Source organism: Arthrobacter sp. FW306-07-I (assembly GCF_021800405.1).
Taxonomy (GTDB): Bacteria; Actinomycetota; Actinomycetes; order Actinomycetales; family Micrococcaceae; genus Arthrobacter.
On sequence record NZ_CP084550.1, the window covers coordinates 949,494 to 968,418 of the forward strand.

Sequence of the window (18,925 nt, forward strand, 5' to 3'; positions counted from 1 at the left end):
TGTCTTTCCGGCTGGATAGCGTCGCATGCAGAGTCATCACGGCTGAATGCGAAAGAAAGCGACGCACCCAATGGGCAACGACACAGAAACAACGCAACTGCTGGAACCTGCGGCACCTGCTGATGCCGCCGTCGTCGGACGTTCTCCGGCAACCCCGACAGCGGGCAATAGCGCGGCACTGAACGCCACCAAGGAAAGCCTTGAGGATTACACGCTGCGGTTCGCGCCGCGCTCCTACCGCAAGTGGAGCGCCGGGGTGGTGGCCACCAGCGCGCTGGGCGGCATCGCCTACCTTGCGGACTTCTCCATCGGAGCCAACATCGGCATCTCCTACGGCACGGTCAATGCGCTGCTGGGAATCCTGGTGGCCGCCGTCGTCATCTTCGCAACAGGCTTTCCCTTGGCTTACTACGCGGCCCGCTACAACATCGACCTGGACCTGATCACCCGCGGCTCCGGCTTCGGCTACTACGGATCGGTGGTCACCAACGTCATCTTTGCCACCTTCACCTTCATCTTCTTCGCGCTGGAAGGCTCCATCATGGCGCAGGGGCTGGAGCTGGGACTGGGGATTCCGCAGTGGCTGGGGTACGCCGCGTCCACCGTCATCATCATTCCGCTGGTGATCTACGGGATGAACACCCTGGCCAAACTGCAGGTCTGGACCACTCCGCTGTGGCTGCTCCTGATGGTGGTGCCCGTGGGTTACCTGCTGATCTCGCACCCCGAGAGCATCAACAGCTTCTTTGCCTACACCGGCGAGTCCGGTGACAGCGGCCCCAACCTTGCATCCGTGATGCTGGCCGCCGGCGTGTGCCTGTCCCTGATGGCGCAGATCGCCGAGCAGATCGACTACCTCCGGTTCATGCCGCCGCGCACCGCCGCCAACCGGGGCGCCTGGTGGCGGGCCGTAATCCTGGCCGGGCCGGGCTGGGTGATTTTCGGGGCCATCAAGCAGATCGTGGGCCTGTTCATCGCCATCTACCTGATCGCTTCCCTGGATCCCGCCGCCTCGGCCACCGCCAACGAGCCGGTGCACCAGTTCCTGGGCGTGTATCAGGAGATGATGCCGGCGTGGCTGGCCATGACGCTGGCGGTGGTGCTGGTGGTCATCTCCCAGATCAAGATCAACGTCACCAACGCGTACTCCGGTTCGCTGGCGTGGACCAACTCCTTTACGCGCATCACCAAGACGTACCCGGGGCGGATGGTGTTCGTGGTGGTGAATCTGCTGATCGCACTGGTTCTGATGGAAGCCAACATGTTCGACTTCCTGAACACCATCCTCGGGTTCTACGCCAACTGCGCCATGGCCTGGGTGGTCACGGTGGCGTCCGATATCGCCATCAACAAGTACCTGCTCAAGATTTCGCCCAAGGTGCCGGAGTTCCGCCGCGGCATGCTGTATGCCGTGAACCCGGTGGGGTTTGTGTCCATGCTGGTGTCCGCAGGCGTTTCCATCGCGGTGTTCTTCGGGGCGTTCGGTGCCGCCATCCAGCCCTACTCGCCGATCTTCGCGGTGGGCCTGGCGCTCGTGCTGCCGCCGGTCCTGGCCGTGCTGACCCGCGGGCGGTTCTACCTGCGGCGTGTTGACGACGGGATCGACCTGCCAATGTTCGACGCCGACGGGAACCCCAGCGACGGCAAACTCCTGTGCCACGTAACCGGCCTGGAGTTCGAGCGTCCGGACATGGTGCGTTCCGCACAAGACGCGTCCGACGGCGGCGCGCAGTATGTTTCTTCGCTCGCCTTGTCGACTGATAAGACGGGGGAGCTGGTGCTTCCCGCCCAGAAGTAGAAGTTTATTGATTGGGAGCCGGCGCACCTTTGTGCGCCGGCTTCCTTTATGACTTCTTTTGTCGTGTTCCGGATGGTAGACAATGCATCGGGGGGCCTTCTGCCTGTGGATAACTTCCTCAGCGAATTATGACGTGGGCTACCCTTAACTCACTGTCCGGAGCAAGCCGTCTTGAAACTACTGGGGGAATAGCGGCCCATGACATCGCAGAACTTCTTTTCGTCCCGCGCTCTCGTTTCGCCACGCACGGTGCAGTCCGGTGCGGCCGCCCTCGTTGTTGGACTTGCTCTGGCTTTGTCTGGCTGCAACTCGGGCGGTTCTCCTGGTCCGGGCGGCACTTCTTCCCCCGTGGCCGCCGAGACACCCACCGCCACGCCCACTCCCACCCCGACACCGAGTGCTGTCTACAAGCCGGCCGACGCATCCGGCCCAGCCCAGAACGTCCCGGTTCCCGTCCTGCCCGAGGTGGCTAAGACGGAGACGAAGGAAGGGCTCGAGGCATTTACGAGGTATTGGTACTCGGCGCTGAGTTACGCATACGAGACTGGAGACGCCGCTGTGCTCGAATCGATCTCGGATTCAGCATGCGCCAGCTGCAAGAAGGTAAAGCAAGAGGTCACGGACTGGCATACACGCGGCCGGTGGCTGGAGGGTGGTCGTATCACCGTTGATGCTGTCGACAGTAACTTCGTTATGTCTCAACCATCCACCTACCAAGCCATTGCGCAAGTCCAGCAGGAGGCTATTGCTTACCACTTATCTGACGGGAGCGTGAAGGGGCGAGTCGCCGCACTGCCGACGACACCTGACATCGTCGTGGCGGCCTACGTCGGTCAGGGGTGGAAGGCTCAAACGGTCGAGCACATGGTCAAGTGATGAAGAGGCTTGACGAGTTGATTCGTCCGCTGTTGGCAATTCTGATGGGCCTAGTACTTGTTTCGGCTCCTTCTCCGGCCGCAGCCGAAGACGAGTCGCCTTCAATAGGGTCAGGGTGGGGCGGTAACGGCGCCACTCTCGGGGGCAGTTGGCGACCAAATCCTTCAACCGGTGTCTTCGAACAGGATGAGGATGGCAAGACCGTTGCTGATCCGTACCAGTACAAGTACGAATACCAATGCGACCTAGATGGAGGAGAGTTCGCCACACCGTGTCTTGGCAGAGAGTTGACGTGTAAGGGGGGTCCTGAGGGCGAGGACGGAATCCCCGTGGTCTGGTACCGAGCCCCTGCCGGGATCACTAACCCAACTTGGGCATATCATTCGGGCCCGACGTGTTTCTTCGACGCGAAGCCCGAGGACCTCCTGCCTCGCATCGCCGCGGATATCCAGCGGCAGTTCCAGAACCTTCCGGTAAACGCAGGGAAAGTTACGGCGCAGCCGAGCCCGAACACCCTCCGCGGCGCCGAGACAAACATCTACGCGGAGGCGGTGGAGCAGCAGTTCGAGATCACCATGTTCGGTCAAAAGGTTCACGTGGTGGCTACGCCCGTGCAGTACACGTGGAACTACGGTGACGGCACTGTCTTCGGCCCTCAACCGTCCATGGGAGGGCCCTTGCCGCAGGACCGCTGGGGTGAAAAGACCCGGACCAGCCACGCCTACGCATCCACCGGGGATTTCCAGGTGGTCATGACTACCACCTTCCAGGGCACCTATTCGGTGAACTCCGGCCCGCCGTTGCCCATCCCAGGCCAGGGGCAGTTCAGTGCACCGCCGCAAACCGTCAGCGTTTGGCGCTCGCTCACCCGCAACTACGCGGACGACTGCAACACCAATCCACAGGGGCAGGGTTGCCCGGGTGCCGGCACCCGGTAAGGCCGGACCCAGGTTAAGGCAGGATTGTGATCCCCGTCGCATTCGGTGCTGTGCCGGAATAGTTGCATGCGCCCCACAGTTGGCAGAGGCAGTACGTCTTCAGCCTTCGAAAGGAACTGCGCATGCTGTTTTCCCCGCTCACCCTCGGCGAACTTGAACTTCCCAACCGTCTGGTGATGGCACCGCTGACCCGCCTCCGCGCGGGTGAGAAGGGCATTCCGGGACCGCTCCTCGTCGAGCACTACCGCCAGCGCGCTTCCCTGGGCCTCATCGTCAGCGAGGGCACCTACCCCACCCCCGTCGGGCAGGCTTACCCGGGACAGCCCGGGATCGTCACTCCGGAACAGGTCGCCGGGTGGAAGGAGGTTACTGACGCAGTGCACGCCGAAGGCGGGCGCATGTTTGCCCAGATCATGCATGGCGGCCGGGTTTCCCACCCTGACATCACCGGTGGCCTGCCCATCGTCGGCCCCAGCGCCGTAGCCATTGACGGCATTGTCCGGACGCCTGCCGGCAAGCAGCCGTACCCGGTCCCGCACGCCCTGACCACCGACGAACTCCCCCTGGTCATCCAGGAAATCGTCAACGCTTCGCTGAACGCCATCGAGGCAGGGTTCGACGGCGTGGAGTTGCACTCGGCCAACGGCTACCTCCTGCACGAATTCCTGGCGCCGAACTCCAACATCCGGACGGACAGCTACGGCGGGTCCCCCGAAAACCGCGCACGCTTCGTGATCGAAACCGTCAACGCAGTGGTGGCAGCCCTCGGCGCGAACCGCGTGGGCCTGCGGATTTCCCCCGAGCACAACGTCCAGGGCATCGCCGAGACCGACGCCGCTGACGTCCGCGCCACCTACGAAGTCCTCGTGGACAGCATCGCGCCGCTCAGCCTCGCCTACCTGAGCATCCTGCACCACGATCCCACGGGTGAACTCGTCCAGGACCTCCGCACGCGCTTCGGCGGCACCTTCCTGGTCAACACCGGCTTCGGCGTCGTCACCACCCGGGAAGAAGCCGTGAACCTGGTGGCCGAGGGCCACGCCGACGCGGTGGTTGTGGGCCGGCCTGCGATCGCCAACCCGGATCTTGCCCGCCGCTGGAAGGAAAGCCTCCCGCTCAACGAGCCTGATGCGTCCACGTTCTACGCAGAAGGCGCCACCGGCTACACGGATTACCCGATGTACCAGGGCTAAAGCACCTGACCGGCCAGCCCGGAAAAACGACGACGGCGGCACCCAAGTTGGGTGCCGCCGTCGTTGGCTGTCTGGGGTGCTGGTCCCGGGCAGCGTCGCCGTAAGGCCATCCGACGACCTCCGGCTGACGACTTATGTGGCCCGCCGGACTCCATCGGGAAGCCGGCGGTGATCAGATGGTACTCCAACGAATGGACTCTTACCAGAGCCAGTTTTGCAACCGGCAGCCCCGCCAAGGCCAGGCTGCCAACCCCGCTAAAGTACTGCCTCCCGGCCCGTGCCTTCCCGCATCCGCAGCCGTCCGTCCTCGATGGAGACCAACACACTTTTGGGTTTGCCGCTGACCTTGGTGATCGCCTTGAGCCCCCGGTTGGTCACCTCCACTCCCACCTGCGCCCCCTTGGCCGGCAGATCCACGGACACCTCCGACGCGATGCCGAGCAGTGGATTGGTGGAGACACCCAGTTCCCTGCGCACCTCCTTGCCGTTCACGGTCACGGTGATGTTGGCCTCGTCGAACCCCTCCTGGAAAACAACAAGCAGTTCCCGCATGATGGCCTCTTCCTCAAGCATCGGCGCCACTAACGGCATGTCCACTACAGCACTTCGTCGGCTCCAACGGAATACCCTCTGCAAACCCCGATATCCACATGAAGACGCCCTCCGGTGGAGCCCGGCAGGTCGGTAAGGCAAGATGTTCTGGTGACCCAACTGCCTGCGCCTTTCCCGATTTCCGCACCCTCCCACGCGTCAGGGGAGGACGCGGTCTTTGCCCAGATTGCCGCCGAGCTGGGGGTCAAGGCGTGGCAGGTGAAGGCGGCCGTCGACCTGCTCGACGGCGGCTCCACGGTTCCGTTCATCGCAAGGTACCGCAAGGAAGCCACCGGGACGCTGGACGACACCCAGCTCCGGAACCTCGACGAGCGGCTCCGCTACCTCCGCGAGCTGTCGGAGCGCCGTCGTTCCGTCCTCGAAGCGATTGAAGCGCAAGGGCAGCTGACGCCGGAACTGCGTAAGGCAGTCCTGGCTGCCGATACCAAGTCACGGCTCGAAGACATCTACCTGCCGTTCAAGTCCAAGCGCCGGACCAAGGCCCAGATGGCGCGTGAGGCGGGTCTGGAGCCGCTCGCGGACGTGCTGCTGAAGCGGCCGGACCTGGACCCCGAACGCGAAGCCGCCAAGTACCTCAACAACGAGAACTCCGTAGCCGACGCCGCCACGGCGTTGGCCGGTGCCCGGGCCATCCTGGTGGAGCGGGTGGCTCAGGATCCCGACCTCGCAGCCAACCTGCGGGACCGGATGTGGACGCAGGGCCGGATGGTCTCACGCGTCAAGAAGGGCAAGGAGGCTGAAGGGCAGAAGTTCGCCGACTACTTCGAGTTCGCGCAGGCGCCGGAACGGATGCCGTCGCACCGCGTGCTGGCGCTGTTCCGCGGGGAGAAGGACGGCATTCTTGAGTTGGATCTTGCAGAAGCAGATCCAGCGGACGACGCCGCCCTTTCCGCCGCCCGCGCCCGCTACGAGTCCGCGGTGGCCAGGTTCCTCGGCGTCGCCGACCGCGGCCGTCCTGCCGACGCGTGGCTGATGCAGACAGCCCAGGTTGCTTGGCGCTCCCGCGTGCTGGCCCGCCTTACTTCTGACCTTCGTGCCAGGCTGTTTGCGGCGGCGGAGGACGAAGCGGTCCGGGTGTTCGCCGCCAACCTTCGCGACGTGCTGCTGGCCGCACCGGCCGGAAATCGCGCCACCCTTGGCCTCGACCCCGGGCTGCGCACCGGGGTGAAGGTCGCCGTGGTGGACGGCACCGGGAAGGTCGTAGCCACTGACACCGTCTACCCGCACGCTCCCGCCCGCAAGTGGGACGAAGCCCTGGCCACCCTGGTGCGTTTGGCGCGGCAGCACGCCGTCGAACTTGTGGCGATTGGCAACGGGACGGCATCGCGTGAGACGGATAAGTTGGCTGTCGAATTGATCAAACTGCTGCCGGAGGTGGACCGGAAACCGCAGAAACTGGTGGTGTCCGAGGCCGGCGCCTCCGTCTACTCCGCCTCGGCGCTCGCCGCCGCCGAACTGCCGGGAATGGACGTTTCGCTTCGCGGTGCCGTCTCCATTGCGCGCCGCCTGCAGGATCCGCTCGCCGAACTCGTCAAGATCGATCCCAAGTCCATCGGCGTGGGCCAGTACCAGCACGACGTCACGGCCTCGAAACTGGATCGGAGCCTTGATGCAGTGGTGGAGGATTGCGTGAACGCCGTGGGAGTGGATGTGAACACCGCATCGCCCGCACTGTTGAGCCGGGTGGCCGGTGTCGGGCCCCTGCTGAGCGAAAACATTGTGGCCTATCGGAACGAACATGGCCCCTTCAACAAGCGGACCGACCTCAAGAAGGTGCCGCGGCTGGGCGCCAAGGCATTCGAGCAGTGCGCCGGCTTCCTTCGAATCACCGGGGGAGCAGATCCCCTTGATGCATCCAGCGTCCACCCGGAGGCGTACGCGGTGGCCAGGAAGATCCGGGCGGCTGCCGGGTCGGCGCCGGCGTCGTCCTTAGACCCGCAAAAGTTCGTGGATGACACGTTCGGCCTGCCAACGGTCCAGGACATCCTCATAGAGCTGGACAAACCGGGCCGAGACCCCCGGCCCGCCTTTGCTGCCGCCACCTTCTCGGAGGGGATCGAAAAGATCTCGGACCTGCGGCCGGGCATGATCCTTGAGGGAACGGTGACCAACGTTGCCGCTTTCGGTGCCTTCGTGGATGTGGGCGTCCACCAGGACGGGCTGGTCCATGTCTCTGCCCTGGCCAACCGTTTTGTGTCCGATCCGCGCGAGGTGGTGAAGTCTGGCCAGGTGGTCCGTGTGAAGGTCGTGGAGGCTGATCCGGAGCGGAAACGCATTTCGTTGACGTTGAGGCTCGACGACGAATCAGCCGGCGGCGGCGCAGGTTCCGGGCGGCGCACGGGAGATGGCAGCGGTGGACAGGCCGGTGCAGGACGTGGCGGTGCGGGACAAGAAGGGCGAGGCAATGGCGGGGGAGCAGGTGGCCAAAAGGTTGATCGCGGCGGACGCCAGGACCGGCAACAGCAAGGCAAGCAGTCCCCGCGTGCAGCAGGCGGTAATAACCGTGCGACCCCAAAGCCGCAGCCCATTGACACTGCAATGGCCGAGGCTTTGAGGAAGGCCGGGTTGGGCAAGTAGCTTCTGAGGGACTTTGGCAGGGGTGGCTTTTCTGCAAGGGTGGGGTATGACCTATTTCCTGGAGTACACCGTTCCTGCCGCCCCCGGCGATGACGAGTTCGAGTTCCCTCACGACGAGATCAATTCCGGCGACACGGTCCCGCTGACCCAGACGAAGGCCGAAGTGGTGCACACACCGGATCTTCCGGCCCGCACCGGCATCATCGGCGCAACGGTGCCCGAGGCGAAGCTGGAAGCTGAGCAGTTGATCACCCACAGCCGGGCATCGGAAGCATCCCTCTACTTCGACCCGTCCAACTCCCTGCAGGCGGGCGTCGGTACCTTGGTGAGCACGTTTACCGAAGGCCAAGGTTGGCAGGACGCCCAGGGAGCGCCGGATCCCCAGGACGCAACCTTCTAGCCGCCGGCGCCCAGCAGGCGGGGTCGTCCAAACCGTGTCCTGACTCCCGGCGAGTAGCGGACCGATTCCGGCGGCCCGTTCACGTTGATGCCGGCTGCCGCAACCAATCCATCGCTGAGCTGGTGGATGTCTGCCTCAAAAAGCGGCCAATCGTGGTGGCTGTTCGGAACGTATATGGATTTGCCGCGGAAGCGGCCGTGCATGCCGAACCTTGCAGTCAGGAAGATCGATAGTGGATCGCTGGCTGCGACGTGCAGCTTTGGGACGACCCCGAAGTCGCTTTGTGCAGCGCTGCTGCCAAACCGGTGGACGGAGTATTCGGTAGGAAGTTCACCTGTGCTGCCGGCATCGGTCCTGGAGCCGTCATGCTGGCGCCTGTTATCGCTGCCCGGAAAGGCTGGCCATTGCCGGATCTGCGACCACACGTAGGGAATTCCGGCCGTCCGCGTTGCGACAACGACTGGGAGGCGGTTCGCGTCCAGGCTCAGGAACACCACCCCACGGGTCCCGTCCGGCTCGCGGGAGTAGAGCCGGACGTTGACCTCATTGAAGCTTCCCAGGTAGGGAATGCCGGGGCCGTGGCCGAGTCCCGCCTGCACCATGCGAAATCCAATGAGCCCAACCCAGGAACTGCCGTCGAACATATCCGGTTGAACCCCACATGGCATGAACTTGGCCGCCACTGCCTCCGGAATTCGCCAGTGGAGGAACACGGCATCAAGCCACCGCTGGTCGGAGAATACCGGCCTTGGTAATTCTGTCGGGCGAGGCCACAGTTCTGCGGCGCTCAAGTTCTCCGTCAAGGTTCCACCACTCCTTCCTCCAATCAGCCGCTGGCGCTTGAAGTTCGACGGCTGCGGTTTCAGCTAGTTCAAAGGCCGCGTGTCCTCGGGAAGCTGGCCACCTGCGAGGAGCTCTGCGGCTGCGTCGGCGAGGGCTGTCAGGGCCACTCTCTGTGTCCATGGACCGTACGAGATGCGCGCAACGCCCAGTTCCTGCAGCTTGGCCGGCGGAAGCGAACCCGGGACGTTGATGACCGAGATCTTGTTCCAGCCGATGCCTTCTACCAGCGCTGTGATCGTTGGCTGGTCCAGCAGCCCCGGGACAAAGACCGTGGTGGCGCCTACGTCCAGGAACGCCCTGCCGCGTTCGATGGCATCCAAAAGTACATCTTCAGGCGCACGGTCCTTGCCCTTCAGGAACGCATCGGTCCTCGCATTCAGGACGAAATCGATTCCTTCTGCAGCACCGGCATGAACGACGGCAGCCATCTGGTTCACGGCGTCCGTCAGCGGCCGCATCTGGTCCTCGATGTTGGCCCCCACAATTCCGACGCCAATTGCCTTGCGCGTGGTCTCGCCCGGATTGCCGTAACCGGATTCAAGGTCGGCGCTCACGGGCAGATGGGTGGCCGCAGCTATGCGGCCGACGAAGCTGATCATTTCGTCGACGGGAATGTTCTCGCCGTCCTCGTAGCCAAGGGTGGCGGCGATGGAGTGGCTGGCCGTTGCAAGGGCAGTGGTTCCCGGAATCTCCGTAATGACTTTGGCAGTGATGGCATCCCACACATTGACCATTTGAAGAATCTCCGGGGCTTGGTGCAGACGGAGCAGTTCAGTGGCTTTGGCGCTGCTGGTTTCAGTCATGGGTGAAGCCTAACCCGACTGCTTTGGGCAGGTTTCATTTTTGTGGGTGGGGTGGTGGTGGTGGTTTGAAGTAGTGGTTTTGTTGGGGTGTTTGGTTGGGGTCGAGGTGGGGTGGGGGGATAAAAGTGGGTGTGTGGTGGACGGTGGTGATGGTCCATTGTTCTTTGTGGATGAGGTGGTGGTGGTGGCTGCAGAGCAGGACGCCGTTGTTGATGGTGGTGGGTCCTTCGTGTGACCAGTAGGTGATGTGGTGGGCTTCGCACCAGGGGGCGGGGATGGTGCAGTTGGGGAAGGCGCAGCCTTGGTCGCGGGCGGTGAGGGCCAGGCGTTGGGCGGGGGTGAAGAGGCGGGTTTTGCGGCCGAGGTCGAGGATTTCGCTGTTGGTGCCCAGGAGGGCGGGGATGATGTCGGCGTCGCATGCGGTTTTGCGCAAGGTGGCGGCGGCGACGGGCCCGGTGAACATGAAGGTGCCGGTCCCGGTTGGTTCGGGGTGGCCGGTGTCAGCGGCTGTTGCTGTGGTTGTGTCGGTTCTGGTGGTTGTGTCCGTTCCGGGTTCTGCTGTTTTTGGTTCTGCTTTTCCGGCGGGGGTGGTGGCGTTGGCTGGGAAGAGGTCTTGGTAGTGGATGGTGGCGATGATTTGGGGTCGGTTGCCGCCGGTGGTGGGCAGGGTGTTGGTGGTGAGGGCGGCTTTGGCGGCGGTGACGAGGCCGTCGAGTTGTTTTTGGGCGCGGGTGCGCCGGTCCAGGTCCGGCAGGTTGGTGTGCTCTGTTGCGCTGCCCGCTGCTGTGCTCCCCTCGGTGCCGGCCTCCGTACCGGTGTCCATCCCTGCGGTGTGCCCTGTGCCTGTCCCTGTCCCTGCACTGCCTTCAGTTCCCGTGCCTGCCCTGTCGGCTGTGTCATTCCCTGTGCTTGGGCTGGTGTTGCCGGTGGTGGTGCGGGGGTTGGTGGCGGTGTTCATGACGGTGAGGAGGTGTTCGTATTGGTCGGTGGTGGCGAAGATTTCGAGGTGGTGCAGGCCGTGGCGGGGTTTGCGGATGAAGGCGCCTTGGGTGTGGCGGAGGGCTTCTTCGGTGCCGTCGGCGTCGATGGTGTCGGTCCAGCGTTGGGCCAGGCGGGTGAGGAAGTCGGGGTCGGTGGTGGTGGCGGCTGTGGTGAGGTGGTGTTCGATCCGGTCGAGGGTCTCTTCGGTGGTGTGGTGGTGGAGCCGGTCCAGGGTGGCGGTGATGATGGTCGCTGCGTGTGAGGAAACCGCCGGGCCCGGCCCGGTTTCGATGGTGGTCCCCTCGACGGTGGTTGCGGTTTCGGTGTTGTTCCCGGTGGGGGTGAGGGCGGCGGCGAGGTGTGGCCGGGTTGGTGGGAGTGGTCCGCCGGTGATGCTGGTGCCGGGCAGGACGTGGTGGGCGAGGGCGAGGCGGCGGCGGGCTTCGCGGATGGGGATCTGCAGGCGCAGGCGGAGGAACTCTGCAGTATTCCGGCACCCGTCATCGGCAGGGGAGGTGTGCGGGGTTTCGGTGGTGTTGAGGGTTTCGACGCCGTTGGCGTCCCACCCGGTGGTCCAGCCCGTGGACCGGCCTGCGGAGGACGAGGCTGCGCGGGACCGGCCTGCCCGGGTTTTGGCGGTTGCGGCGTCGTTGATGGCCTGGGTTCGGGTCCGGTCCACAGCCCCGGCTGCGAGGAGTTGAAGGTACTCGATGGAGCGGGCAAGGCCCTCGACCTGGGCGGCGAAATCTGCAGCTTCGGCATGGCTGGCGGTTGCCAGCAGGCCGGGGGCGGCCAAGGCAGCGGCAGCCAGCTGTGCGGCCAGCCCGTCCAACACGTCCTGCTCCCCGGGCCCCGAGGCTGATGGCTGCACAGGTTCCTCGCTGGGGACCGGGTGAAGGTGGGCCGGGCGCGGCAGCCGACTGCCGGCGTCGTACGCCCTCCCAAGATCTTCCCCAATGGCCTCCATGACCCCACTCTGCCAGCCACCACCGACAATCAAGAGACCCCAAAACCGCTATGTGGAAAACCCAGTCAAGAGCCTTAGGTTGCTGTTGCGGTGGAGTCGGAACGGGCTGGCGGTGCTTCCTTTTGCCATGGCCACCGCCCCGTAATTTCCAGCTCCAGTGAGAAGCTGAGGAACGTCCGGATCAGCACGATGATGGCCAGCACCCCGACGCTGGAAAAGGTGGGCGTTACGGCAACGGTACGGATGATGTCGGCAGCCACGAGCAGTTCAAGGCCCAGCAGGATGGACCGGCCCAGCAGCTGGCGATAGGAGCGGTAGAAGCTCAGTTTCTCCGCCCCCGCTGGAAGCCGCCGCGGCTGGTGGCCGCGGATTGCCATCGGGAGGGAGGCCACCGCCCCGATCACCATGACCGCAACGCCTGCGAAGTCGACCAGCTGCCCAACCGTCTCAATAATTTGCCGAAATTCCATGCCCTGCCTCAACTCAGGCCAGGTGTCCCCATGGCCAGCCTGGCAGCGATCAAAAGAACGGCGGACTTACTCACGGATGGCGTACGCCGTTCCCCGCTATAACATCCCTGTACCCTTCCCTGAATGTGGGAAACGTGAAGGCAAAGCCCGTGCTGCGAAGGAGATGGTTACCGCAGCGTTTGTTTCCCCCGCGGGCAGGTCCGGCCTCACCCAGGCGGGGTGAAGGAAGGCCGAGTTCGTCCGCCAGGAAGCGCAACACCGTTCCCAGATCGGCTGGTTCGTTGTCCACCCCCACGTATACGGGCGCTGGCCCGGCATCCATTGTTGCCAAATGCACCAGGGCCGCCGCGGCGTCGTCCCGGTGGATCCGATTGGTGTAGCGCACGTCTTCAGGAATGACAGCCGACCCCGACTTCACCTGGTCGATCAGCCGAGTCCGTCCCGGCCCATAGATGCCACCCAGTCTGAGCGAGATGCCGGCAGTGGTGGTTCCGGCAAGCCTGGCCTGCAGAAGGTCTTCGGCCTCCACCAGCACCCGGCCGGAGAAACCACCGGGGTTGGGTTGCGTGGACTCGTCCACCCAGCCACCACCCGCATCACCGTAGACCGCGGTGGAGGAGACGAAGATGATGCGGCGAGGCGCCACTCCGTCGCGTTCGAGTGCATCCAGGACGTTTGCTATTCCGCGTACATACGCAGAGCGGTATGCCTCTTCCGTCGGGGAGTCGGCCGCCACGGCAATGACGACGGCGGAGATGTCTGCGGGGACGGCCGGCAGTTGCGTAGACGCGAGGTCAGCCGCGGCACCTTCGATGGCTGCCGACAGTTTTGCAGGGGAACGGCGCCACCCCACAACGTGGTGGCCCAAAGCCGCGAACCGCAAACCCGCCTCGGTGCCTAGGTCGCCGCATCCTGCCAGGAGAATCGTCATGGCCTACGGGGCCTCCACCGGGAAGAACACGCGGGGGTCCTGCAGCAGGGCCGGGTATGTAAACGCGGAGCGGTCGATGATTTCCGTGACCTCGAAATTCCTGCCGAAGCGGCCGTCGTCGAGGGTGATGGGCCGGCCCACCACCTGTCCCACCGCGAACCTGGCCCCGTTCTCGAACGGAACCGCTACCGGCGTCTTTCCCGGGAGGGTCCGGAACGCTTCCTCCTGTGCCAGCCGTTTGCGGGTGGGCTTCTTCGCCTGGGGCTTGGGCGGGGCCTTCTTGGGCGTGCGGGACGGACGGCGGGAGTCGTCGTCCACGTAAACGGGGGAGTAGCCGTGGTCGTCCGCGGACATGGCGGCCGCGGCAGCAGCGGCTCGGTTCACCGGAGGAAGTGCCACCGTGGTGAGGGACTGCGGATCCACGTCCTCGTACGGTTCCCGCAGGATCCACAGGATGTCCCCTTCCGGCTCCTCCGGCAGGAATTCGTGCCGGGGTTCCGGCCAGACGTAGTCCATGTCCGGAATGGCGTCCGGGAACACTGAGGAGTAAAACTTCGGTTCCTTGTGGACCAGCTTGGAACGGTGGCTTAGGTGGAAGTCCGGATCACCGAGCCACGGCGGCATGATGATCTTCGCGGCATAGTCCGGGTGGGCTGCCTGCGGTGCGAACTCGGCAATGTTGTTGCGGGTGTTGTCCGGGTGGCCGCGCTCAATCCATTCGTCCACCATCGCCAGTCCGTACATGGTGAGGGCAGGCACGTGGCCCATCCACATCCGGATCGCCGGGTGGGTCTGCCAGCCGTAGCCCGGAATCACCAGGGCGCGGAGGGTTTGCAGCGCTTCGACCCGCTGCTTGCCCAACCGCGCGGTGTCCAGGGCTGCGGCGCTTTTGCGGAAGTCAGGGTACGGGAGAAAGGTTTGCATCCATTCAGTCTGACGGTCCCAGCCGGAAGTGCCAATTGGAGTGCCGGCGGCCACAGGCAGAGAGTGTCTATGTCCAAATAATGGACGCCTACATACGGCTTTCAGCTTAAACCACTAAGATCACCGCAACCACCCCCGCGTTTTGGAAGCCCTCTCATGACATTTACACCTGACAAAGCCGTCACCCCTGCCCCCGCTGCCCTTCCCCGCTATGGACAAATGCTCGGTCCGGAAGCCCAGGGCATCCTGGTTCTGGACGAATTCATCATCGATCCCGCCGCTGCACGCAAAGACCAGCACCGCTTCCGCGACGGCATGGCCGCCGTCGCCCGGACGATGCGCCGCATTGCCGCCCTTCGCGTGGTCATCGCACTGGTAGCCATCGCCAACCTGCCCCTGTTCCTTCTCTCCAGCGGCTGGTGGATCTACGGCGTTTCGCTCGCGCTGGTAGTTGCAGTCCACACCGCAGTGACACTGCTCAACCGGCACGAGCCGCGACTCAAGCAGCAATCCGCCTTGGAGCTTCACATGCACCGCGAGCGCAGCGCCAACTACCGCAAGGTGCGCGACGCCGTGAAGTACATGATCGATACCCCCAGCCGCATGAACGAGCACCTCTACCTGGAGTTGCTCGCCGTCAAGCGGGTTGCACTGAACCTGGCGCACGGCACCGTGGCGCTGCTGGACACCAGCGACGACTCCGCCTGGAAGGTGCGCATCGTCCGCGAACTGCCCGCCAGCTGACCGTCAGCCGACGGCCGCCCATCACGGCAGCGGCTGAGGAATTAAAAGAACGACGCCGGCACATCCCTTGTGGGGGTGTGCCGGCGTCGTGGTTTGGTCAACGGAATTTGTCTATCGCCGACCTGTCTGTGTCGCCTTGGGAAGGCGGGGCGCCCAGGGGCGCTTGTGGTGCTGCGTCCGCTGTTAGGCGGGAAGCTGGATGACCTGGCCCGCGAACACGAGGTTCGGGTCTGCAATGGTGTCCAGGTTGGCGTCGGCAAGGTGCTGCCATCCGCCCTGGATGCCCAGCTTCTGGGCAACGATGCTCAGGGTATCTCCGGCCTGGAGGGTGTAGGTCTCGCCGCTGAGGGCAACGGAGGTGGCGTGCCGCGGCGCCGGTGCCTGCTGGACCGGAGCGCTCTGGACCTGCGTGGCCTGGACGGGTGCACTCTGGACCGGGGCGCTCCGAACGGGAGCGCTTTGGACAGGTGCACTCTGGACCGGGGCTCCGCCGCCACCGCTCAGTCCGAGCTGGGACGAGCAGGACGGCCAGGCGCCCCAGCCCTGGGAAGCCTGGACCCGCTCGGCTACTGCTATCTGCTGTTCGCGGCTGGCGTTCTCGGGAGATCCCGTTCCGCCGTAGGCCGACCAGGTGCTGGAAGTGAACTGCAGGCCGCCGGAGAAACCGTTGCCCGTGTTGATAGACCAGTTACCGCCGCTCTCGCACTGGGCCAGCGCGTCCCAGGTGGAGGTGGGTGTGGCTGCGTTGGCCGCTGTGGCTGAAAGGGCCAAACCTGCCGCGGAGACGGCGGCCAAGGTGACTCCGCGGCGCGCGGCAGTACGGAATTTGGTGTTTTTCATGATGGTGATGCTCCTGAAGGCCACCAACGCTGGCTCCGTCCCCGGAGGTTATCGCGACACTGCCCACCCCTGACGATATCGAGGTCACTGTCGGTGGCTGCCGCTGGGCAGTTCTGGTGGAGGCAGCACCGGGCAATCAAAGAGCCCGCCAGGCGGGCATGTGTTTCACGCTAGGACATCGCCCGGCCGTTATCAAATCGAGATTGAAGCGGGCGTGTTGGCTGTGGCGCCAAGCAGGTCGATGCTGTGCCTAACACCCGGTGCAAGCTTTCGCGCAGGCGCGAAAGCGGGACGGGCACTATCCTGACCGGATGGACAACTTTCCCGGTGGCAGCACCATGCCCGAAACCGAAACGGAACTCGCGGAATCCGCGGTCCCTGCCAAGCCCCTTCCGGTGGCCGAACTGCACCTGCACATCGAGGGCACGCTGCAGCCCGAGCTCATCTTTGCCCTGGCCGAACGCAACGGCATTTCCCTGCCCTACTCCGGACTGGATGAGCTGCGCCAGAAGTACGAGTTCACCGACCTGCAGTCCTTCCTGGACCTCTACTACGCCAACATGGCGGTGCTCCAAACCGAGCAGGACTTTGCGGACATGACCCGCGCCTACCTGGAGCGCGCCGCTGCCGCGGGCGTCCGGCACGCCGAAATCATGATGGACCCGCAGGCGCACCTCTCGCGCGGCATCCCCCTGGAGGCATGCGTCAACGGCGTGGCCTCGGTGCTGGCAACCTCCGAGGAGGAGTACGGGATCTCCACCATGCTCATCGCGGCCTTCCTGCGCGACCTGCCGGAGGACTCGGCACTGGAGGTCCTGGGCCAGCTGTTGGCCATGAACGCACCCATCGGTGCCATCGGCCTGGACTCGGCCGAAGTGGGAAACCCGCCGTCCAAGTTCGAGCGGCTGTACGCGAAGGCGCGTGAAGCGGGCCTGCGGTTGACGGCGCACGCGGGGGAGGAGGGCCCGGCGTCGTACATCACCGAAGCCCTGGACCTCCTGGGTGTGGAACGGATCGATCACGGCATCCGCTGCATGGACGACCCCGACCTCGTAGAGCGCCTCGTGGACGAGCGTATTCCCCTGACCGTTTGCCCCTTGTCCAACGTCCGGCTCCGCGCCGTTGACACCCTGGCGGGCCATCCGTTGCCGGCCATGCTCGCGGCGGGACTCAATGTTTCGGTCAACTCGGACGATCCCGCCTACTTCGGCGGCTACGTGGATGACAACTTCGCGCAGCTGACCGCCGTGTTCGACCTCTCCGATTTTGACAAGGCGCGGTTGGCAGCGAACTCGATCCACTCCTCCTTTGCTTCCGACGAGCGCAAGGCGGAACTGCTGGCCGAACTTAACGGCAGGGAGCTGTCCGACTGACGGCTGCTGTGTCGGGCGCAACAGCCGGGCTTTCTGCCCGGTAAACTAGGTGCCGCAGGCGTGTCTGGGGAGTGCAAGGCAGCACCCATGTCGGCGCTTCAGGGTTATGCAGCCAGCCCTTACCCGAGACCTCCGCCTCACTTGCGGCACCATCCGCTTCACAGACGGTCACGACACGCAGAGTTAACCAATTAAAGTCGCGCGATTTAATGGGTAGTTGGCAAGATGCCTAAGACCGATCGCTTTTATATAAGGGGAATCATGGCCAAGTCCACCGCAGAAAACACTTACCTTCGGCTCAAGACCGTGCTGGATGTCCTGACCGAAGGCGTGTGGTCCGGCGATGCACTGAATGCTGGCCAGGTCCTGGCGGAAGCAACCGCCCGCGTGCCGTTCAACGAGCATGAGGCCGAACTCCTCAGTGGCGGCATCCCGCGTGGCCACAAGACCCTCACCTCGGCAACAGCCAAGCTGGTCAAGGCGGGCTGGCTGGTCAAGGGCCGCTCGGGCTGGACCATCACCGAGGATGGCATGCGGGCCACTGTTGCCTTCCCGGATGTGGACTCCTTTGCGGCAGCGCTCGACGCCGGCACTCCGGTCCCTGCGGACACTCCCGTTCCCACGGCTCCCGAGGGCTTTGTCCGCCCGGTTTCAGCCGCTGCGGCAACGTTGGAGGTTCCGGCCAAGGAGGCAGCTCCCAAGAAGGCCGCCAAGAAGGCACCGGCGAAGAAGGCAGCTTCCGCTGTGGGCAAGGCAGCCAAGGCACTCGAAGAGGCCGTGGAGCCCGTGGTGAAGGCCGTCCGCAAGGGCAAGTCTGCGGCCAAGGACAAGACCGAAGCTGTTGCTGCCCCTGCCGAAACCTCCACGGCGACCGGAGCGGCTGAGCCGTTCGAGGGCCCTGATGTTGAAACCCTGCCGCAGCCCGAGGCTGTCGCGGTGGCCGGTGACTTCAACACCATCCTGGGTGCGCCCGAGGACTGGGCACCGCAGTACGACGAAGCCCAGATGGAGTTCGACTTCCTGGACCAGCTGTGGAAGAAGAGCGCCGAGCTTCCCGCCGGTTACTACACCTTCAAAATTGCCCTCAACCGTTCGTGGGATGAGAACTACGGCGCCTTCGGCACGTTCGACGGGCCTAACCACGAACTGCACCACGCCGGTGGCACCGTAACCATCCGCTACAACCACGCCACCCGCGACATCACCATCAACTAAGCCTCGTGTGCCCAATCGGGCAGCGGTTACTGCCGATTCAAACGGCACCTGCCGCTGCCTGGTTGGGCACGCCGATGTTTCCATAGGAGGCCCGGGATGGGCAGGCACGAACGCACGCAGGACGGCCCAACGCAGGATAGCGTGCGGCTGGACGCCCGCGTGTTCGGCATGGTCCAAGGCGTGGGCTTCCGGTACTGGACGATGGGTACGGCGGAGGACCTTGGATTATCGGGTGAGGTAAAGAACCTCAACGACGGTTCGGTATCCGTGGTTGCCGAGGGTCCCCGGCCACAAGTCCACAAACTGCTGGACTGGCTGAACTCGGGCCGGACTCCCGGCCGGGTGGAGCGGGTGGATGATGCCATCTCCGAAGCCAAGGGGAATTTCCGCGGCTTCCGGGTGGGCTGACTGAACCGGCCTCGCTCCAACAAGGCGGCTCG

General features: G+C 64.4%; 18 protein-coding genes. 10 read left to right on the forward strand and 8 right to left on the reverse strand.

The window, feature by feature from the left end:
• The first annotated feature begins 70 nt into the window (after positions 1-70).
• The 4 genes from LFT46_RS04465 to LFT46_RS04480 all read left to right on the forward strand — a co-directional run bounded on the left by LFT46_RS04465 (position 71) and on the right by LFT46_RS04480 (position 4,805).
• A complete protein-coding gene (locus LFT46_RS04465) occupies positions 71-1,798 on the forward strand; it encodes a purine-cytosine permease family protein (RefSeq protein WP_236821364.1) in 1,728 nt (575 codons plus the stop codon).
• A 348-nt stretch (positions 1,799-2,146) separates the two neighbouring features.
• Positions 2,147-2,674, forward strand: a complete 528-nt coding sequence (locus LFT46_RS04470; protein ID WP_236821365.1) for a DUF6318 family protein — start codon at positions 2,147-2,149, stop codon at positions 2,672-2,674.
• A 329-nt stretch (positions 2,675-3,003) separates the two neighbouring features.
• Positions 3,004-3,612 (forward strand): PKD domain-containing protein, encoded by a 609-nt coding sequence (locus LFT46_RS04475; RefSeq protein WP_236821366.1) that lies wholly within the window; start codon positions 3,004-3,006, stop codon positions 3,610-3,612.
• Positions 3,613-3,734: 122 nt separating this feature from the next.
• Positions 3,735-4,805 (forward strand): alkene reductase, encoded by a 1,071-nt coding sequence (locus LFT46_RS04480; protein ID WP_236821367.1) that lies wholly within the window; start codon positions 3,735-3,737, stop codon positions 4,803-4,805.
• Positions 4,806-5,060: 255 nt separating this feature from the next.
• On the opposite strand, the gene LFT46_RS04485 is transcribed toward LFT46_RS04480, so the two are convergent.
• Positions 5,061-5,378 carry a hypothetical protein gene (locus tag LFT46_RS04485; RefSeq protein ID WP_236802795.1) on the reverse strand — a complete coding sequence of 106 codons (318 nt, stop codon included), beginning with the start codon at positions 5,376-5,378 and terminating at the stop codon, positions 5,061-5,063.
• A 129-nt stretch (positions 5,379-5,507) separates the two neighbouring features.
• On the opposite strand from LFT46_RS04485, the gene LFT46_RS04490 reads away from it, so the two are divergent.
• Both LFT46_RS04490 and LFT46_RS04495 read left to right on the forward strand, forming a co-directional pair.
• The gene (locus tag LFT46_RS04490) at positions 5,508-7,994 is read left to right on the forward strand and encodes a Tex family protein (RefSeq protein ID WP_236821368.1); all 2,487 of its coding nucleotides are present in this window, start codon (positions 5,508-5,510) and stop codon (positions 7,992-7,994) included.
• Positions 7,995-8,040: 46 nt separating this feature from the next.
• Positions 8,041-8,394: a hypothetical protein gene (locus LFT46_RS04495; protein WP_236801252.1), complete on the forward strand. Its 354-nt coding sequence runs from the start codon at positions 8,041-8,043 to the stop codon at positions 8,392-8,394.
• Here the strand turns inward: LFT46_RS04495 and LFT46_RS04500 are convergent.
• The 6 genes from LFT46_RS04500 to LFT46_RS04525 form a co-directional block, all read right to left on the reverse strand.
• Positions 8,391-9,107, reverse strand: coding sequence for a YqjF family protein (locus tag LFT46_RS04500; RefSeq protein WP_336885560.1), 717 nt, complete (start codon positions 9,105-9,107; stop codon positions 8,391-8,393). The two genes, LFT46_RS04495 and LFT46_RS04500, sit on opposite strands and share 4 nt — an antisense overlap.
• A gap of 153 nt (positions 9,108-9,260) precedes the next feature.
• Positions 9,261-10,040 carry an isocitrate lyase/PEP mutase family protein gene (locus LFT46_RS04505; protein WP_236801254.1) on the reverse strand — a complete coding sequence of 260 codons (780 nt, stop codon included), beginning with the start codon at positions 10,038-10,040 and terminating at the stop codon, positions 9,261-9,263.
• A 34-nt stretch (positions 10,041-10,074) separates the two neighbouring features.
• Positions 10,075-11,988, reverse strand: a complete 1,914-nt coding sequence (locus LFT46_RS04510; RefSeq protein ID WP_236821369.1) for an HNH endonuclease signature motif containing protein — start codon at positions 11,986-11,988, stop codon at positions 10,075-10,077.
• Positions 11,989-12,062: 74 nt separating this feature from the next.
• Positions 12,063-12,458: a DUF1622 domain-containing protein gene (locus tag LFT46_RS04515; protein WP_236801257.1), complete on the reverse strand. Its 396-nt coding sequence runs from the start codon at positions 12,456-12,458 to the stop codon at positions 12,063-12,065.
• A 70-nt stretch (positions 12,459-12,528) separates the two neighbouring features.
• Positions 12,529-13,389, reverse strand: coding sequence for an SDR family oxidoreductase (locus LFT46_RS04520; RefSeq protein ID WP_236821370.1), 861 nt, complete (start codon positions 13,387-13,389; stop codon positions 12,529-12,531).
• A gap of 3 nt (positions 13,390-13,392) precedes the next feature.
• Positions 13,393-14,313, reverse strand: coding sequence for an MSMEG_6728 family protein (locus tag LFT46_RS04525; protein WP_236821371.1), 921 nt, complete (start codon positions 14,311-14,313; stop codon positions 13,393-13,395).
• 156 nt (positions 14,314-14,469) lie between these two features.
• On the opposite strand from LFT46_RS04525, the gene LFT46_RS04530 reads away from it, so the two are divergent.
• Positions 14,470-15,057 (forward strand): hypothetical protein, encoded by a 588-nt coding sequence (locus LFT46_RS04530; RefSeq protein ID WP_236801260.1) that lies wholly within the window; start codon positions 14,470-14,472, stop codon positions 15,055-15,057.
• 183 nt (positions 15,058-15,240) lie between these two features.
• On the opposite strand, the gene LFT46_RS04535 is transcribed toward LFT46_RS04530, so the two are convergent.
• Entirely contained in the window at positions 15,241-15,897 is a 657-nt protein-coding gene (locus LFT46_RS04535; RefSeq protein WP_236801261.1) for a LysM peptidoglycan-binding domain-containing protein, read from the reverse strand.
• Between the two features lie 311 nt (positions 15,898-16,208).
• Here LFT46_RS04535 and LFT46_RS04540 point away from each other — a divergent pair, with 311 nt between their 5' ends.
• The 3 genes from LFT46_RS04540 to LFT46_RS04550 all read left to right on the forward strand — a co-directional run bounded on the left by LFT46_RS04540 (position 16,209) and on the right by LFT46_RS04550 (position 18,893).
• A complete protein-coding gene (locus LFT46_RS04540; RefSeq protein WP_236821372.1) occupies positions 16,209-17,270 on the forward strand; it encodes an adenosine deaminase in 1,062 nt (353 codons plus the stop codon).
• Between the two features lie 261 nt (positions 17,271-17,531).
• On the forward strand, positions 17,532-18,485 hold the full coding sequence (locus LFT46_RS04545; RefSeq protein ID WP_236821373.1) for a pullulanase X25 domain-containing protein: 954 nt from the start codon (positions 17,532-17,534) through the stop codon (positions 18,483-18,485).
• A gap of 96 nt (positions 18,486-18,581) precedes the next feature.
• Positions 18,582-18,893 carry an acylphosphatase gene (locus LFT46_RS04550; RefSeq protein WP_236801264.1) on the forward strand — a complete coding sequence of 104 codons (312 nt, stop codon included), beginning with the start codon at positions 18,582-18,584 and terminating at the stop codon, positions 18,891-18,893.
• The last annotated feature ends 32 nt before the right edge of the window (positions 18,894-18,925 follow it).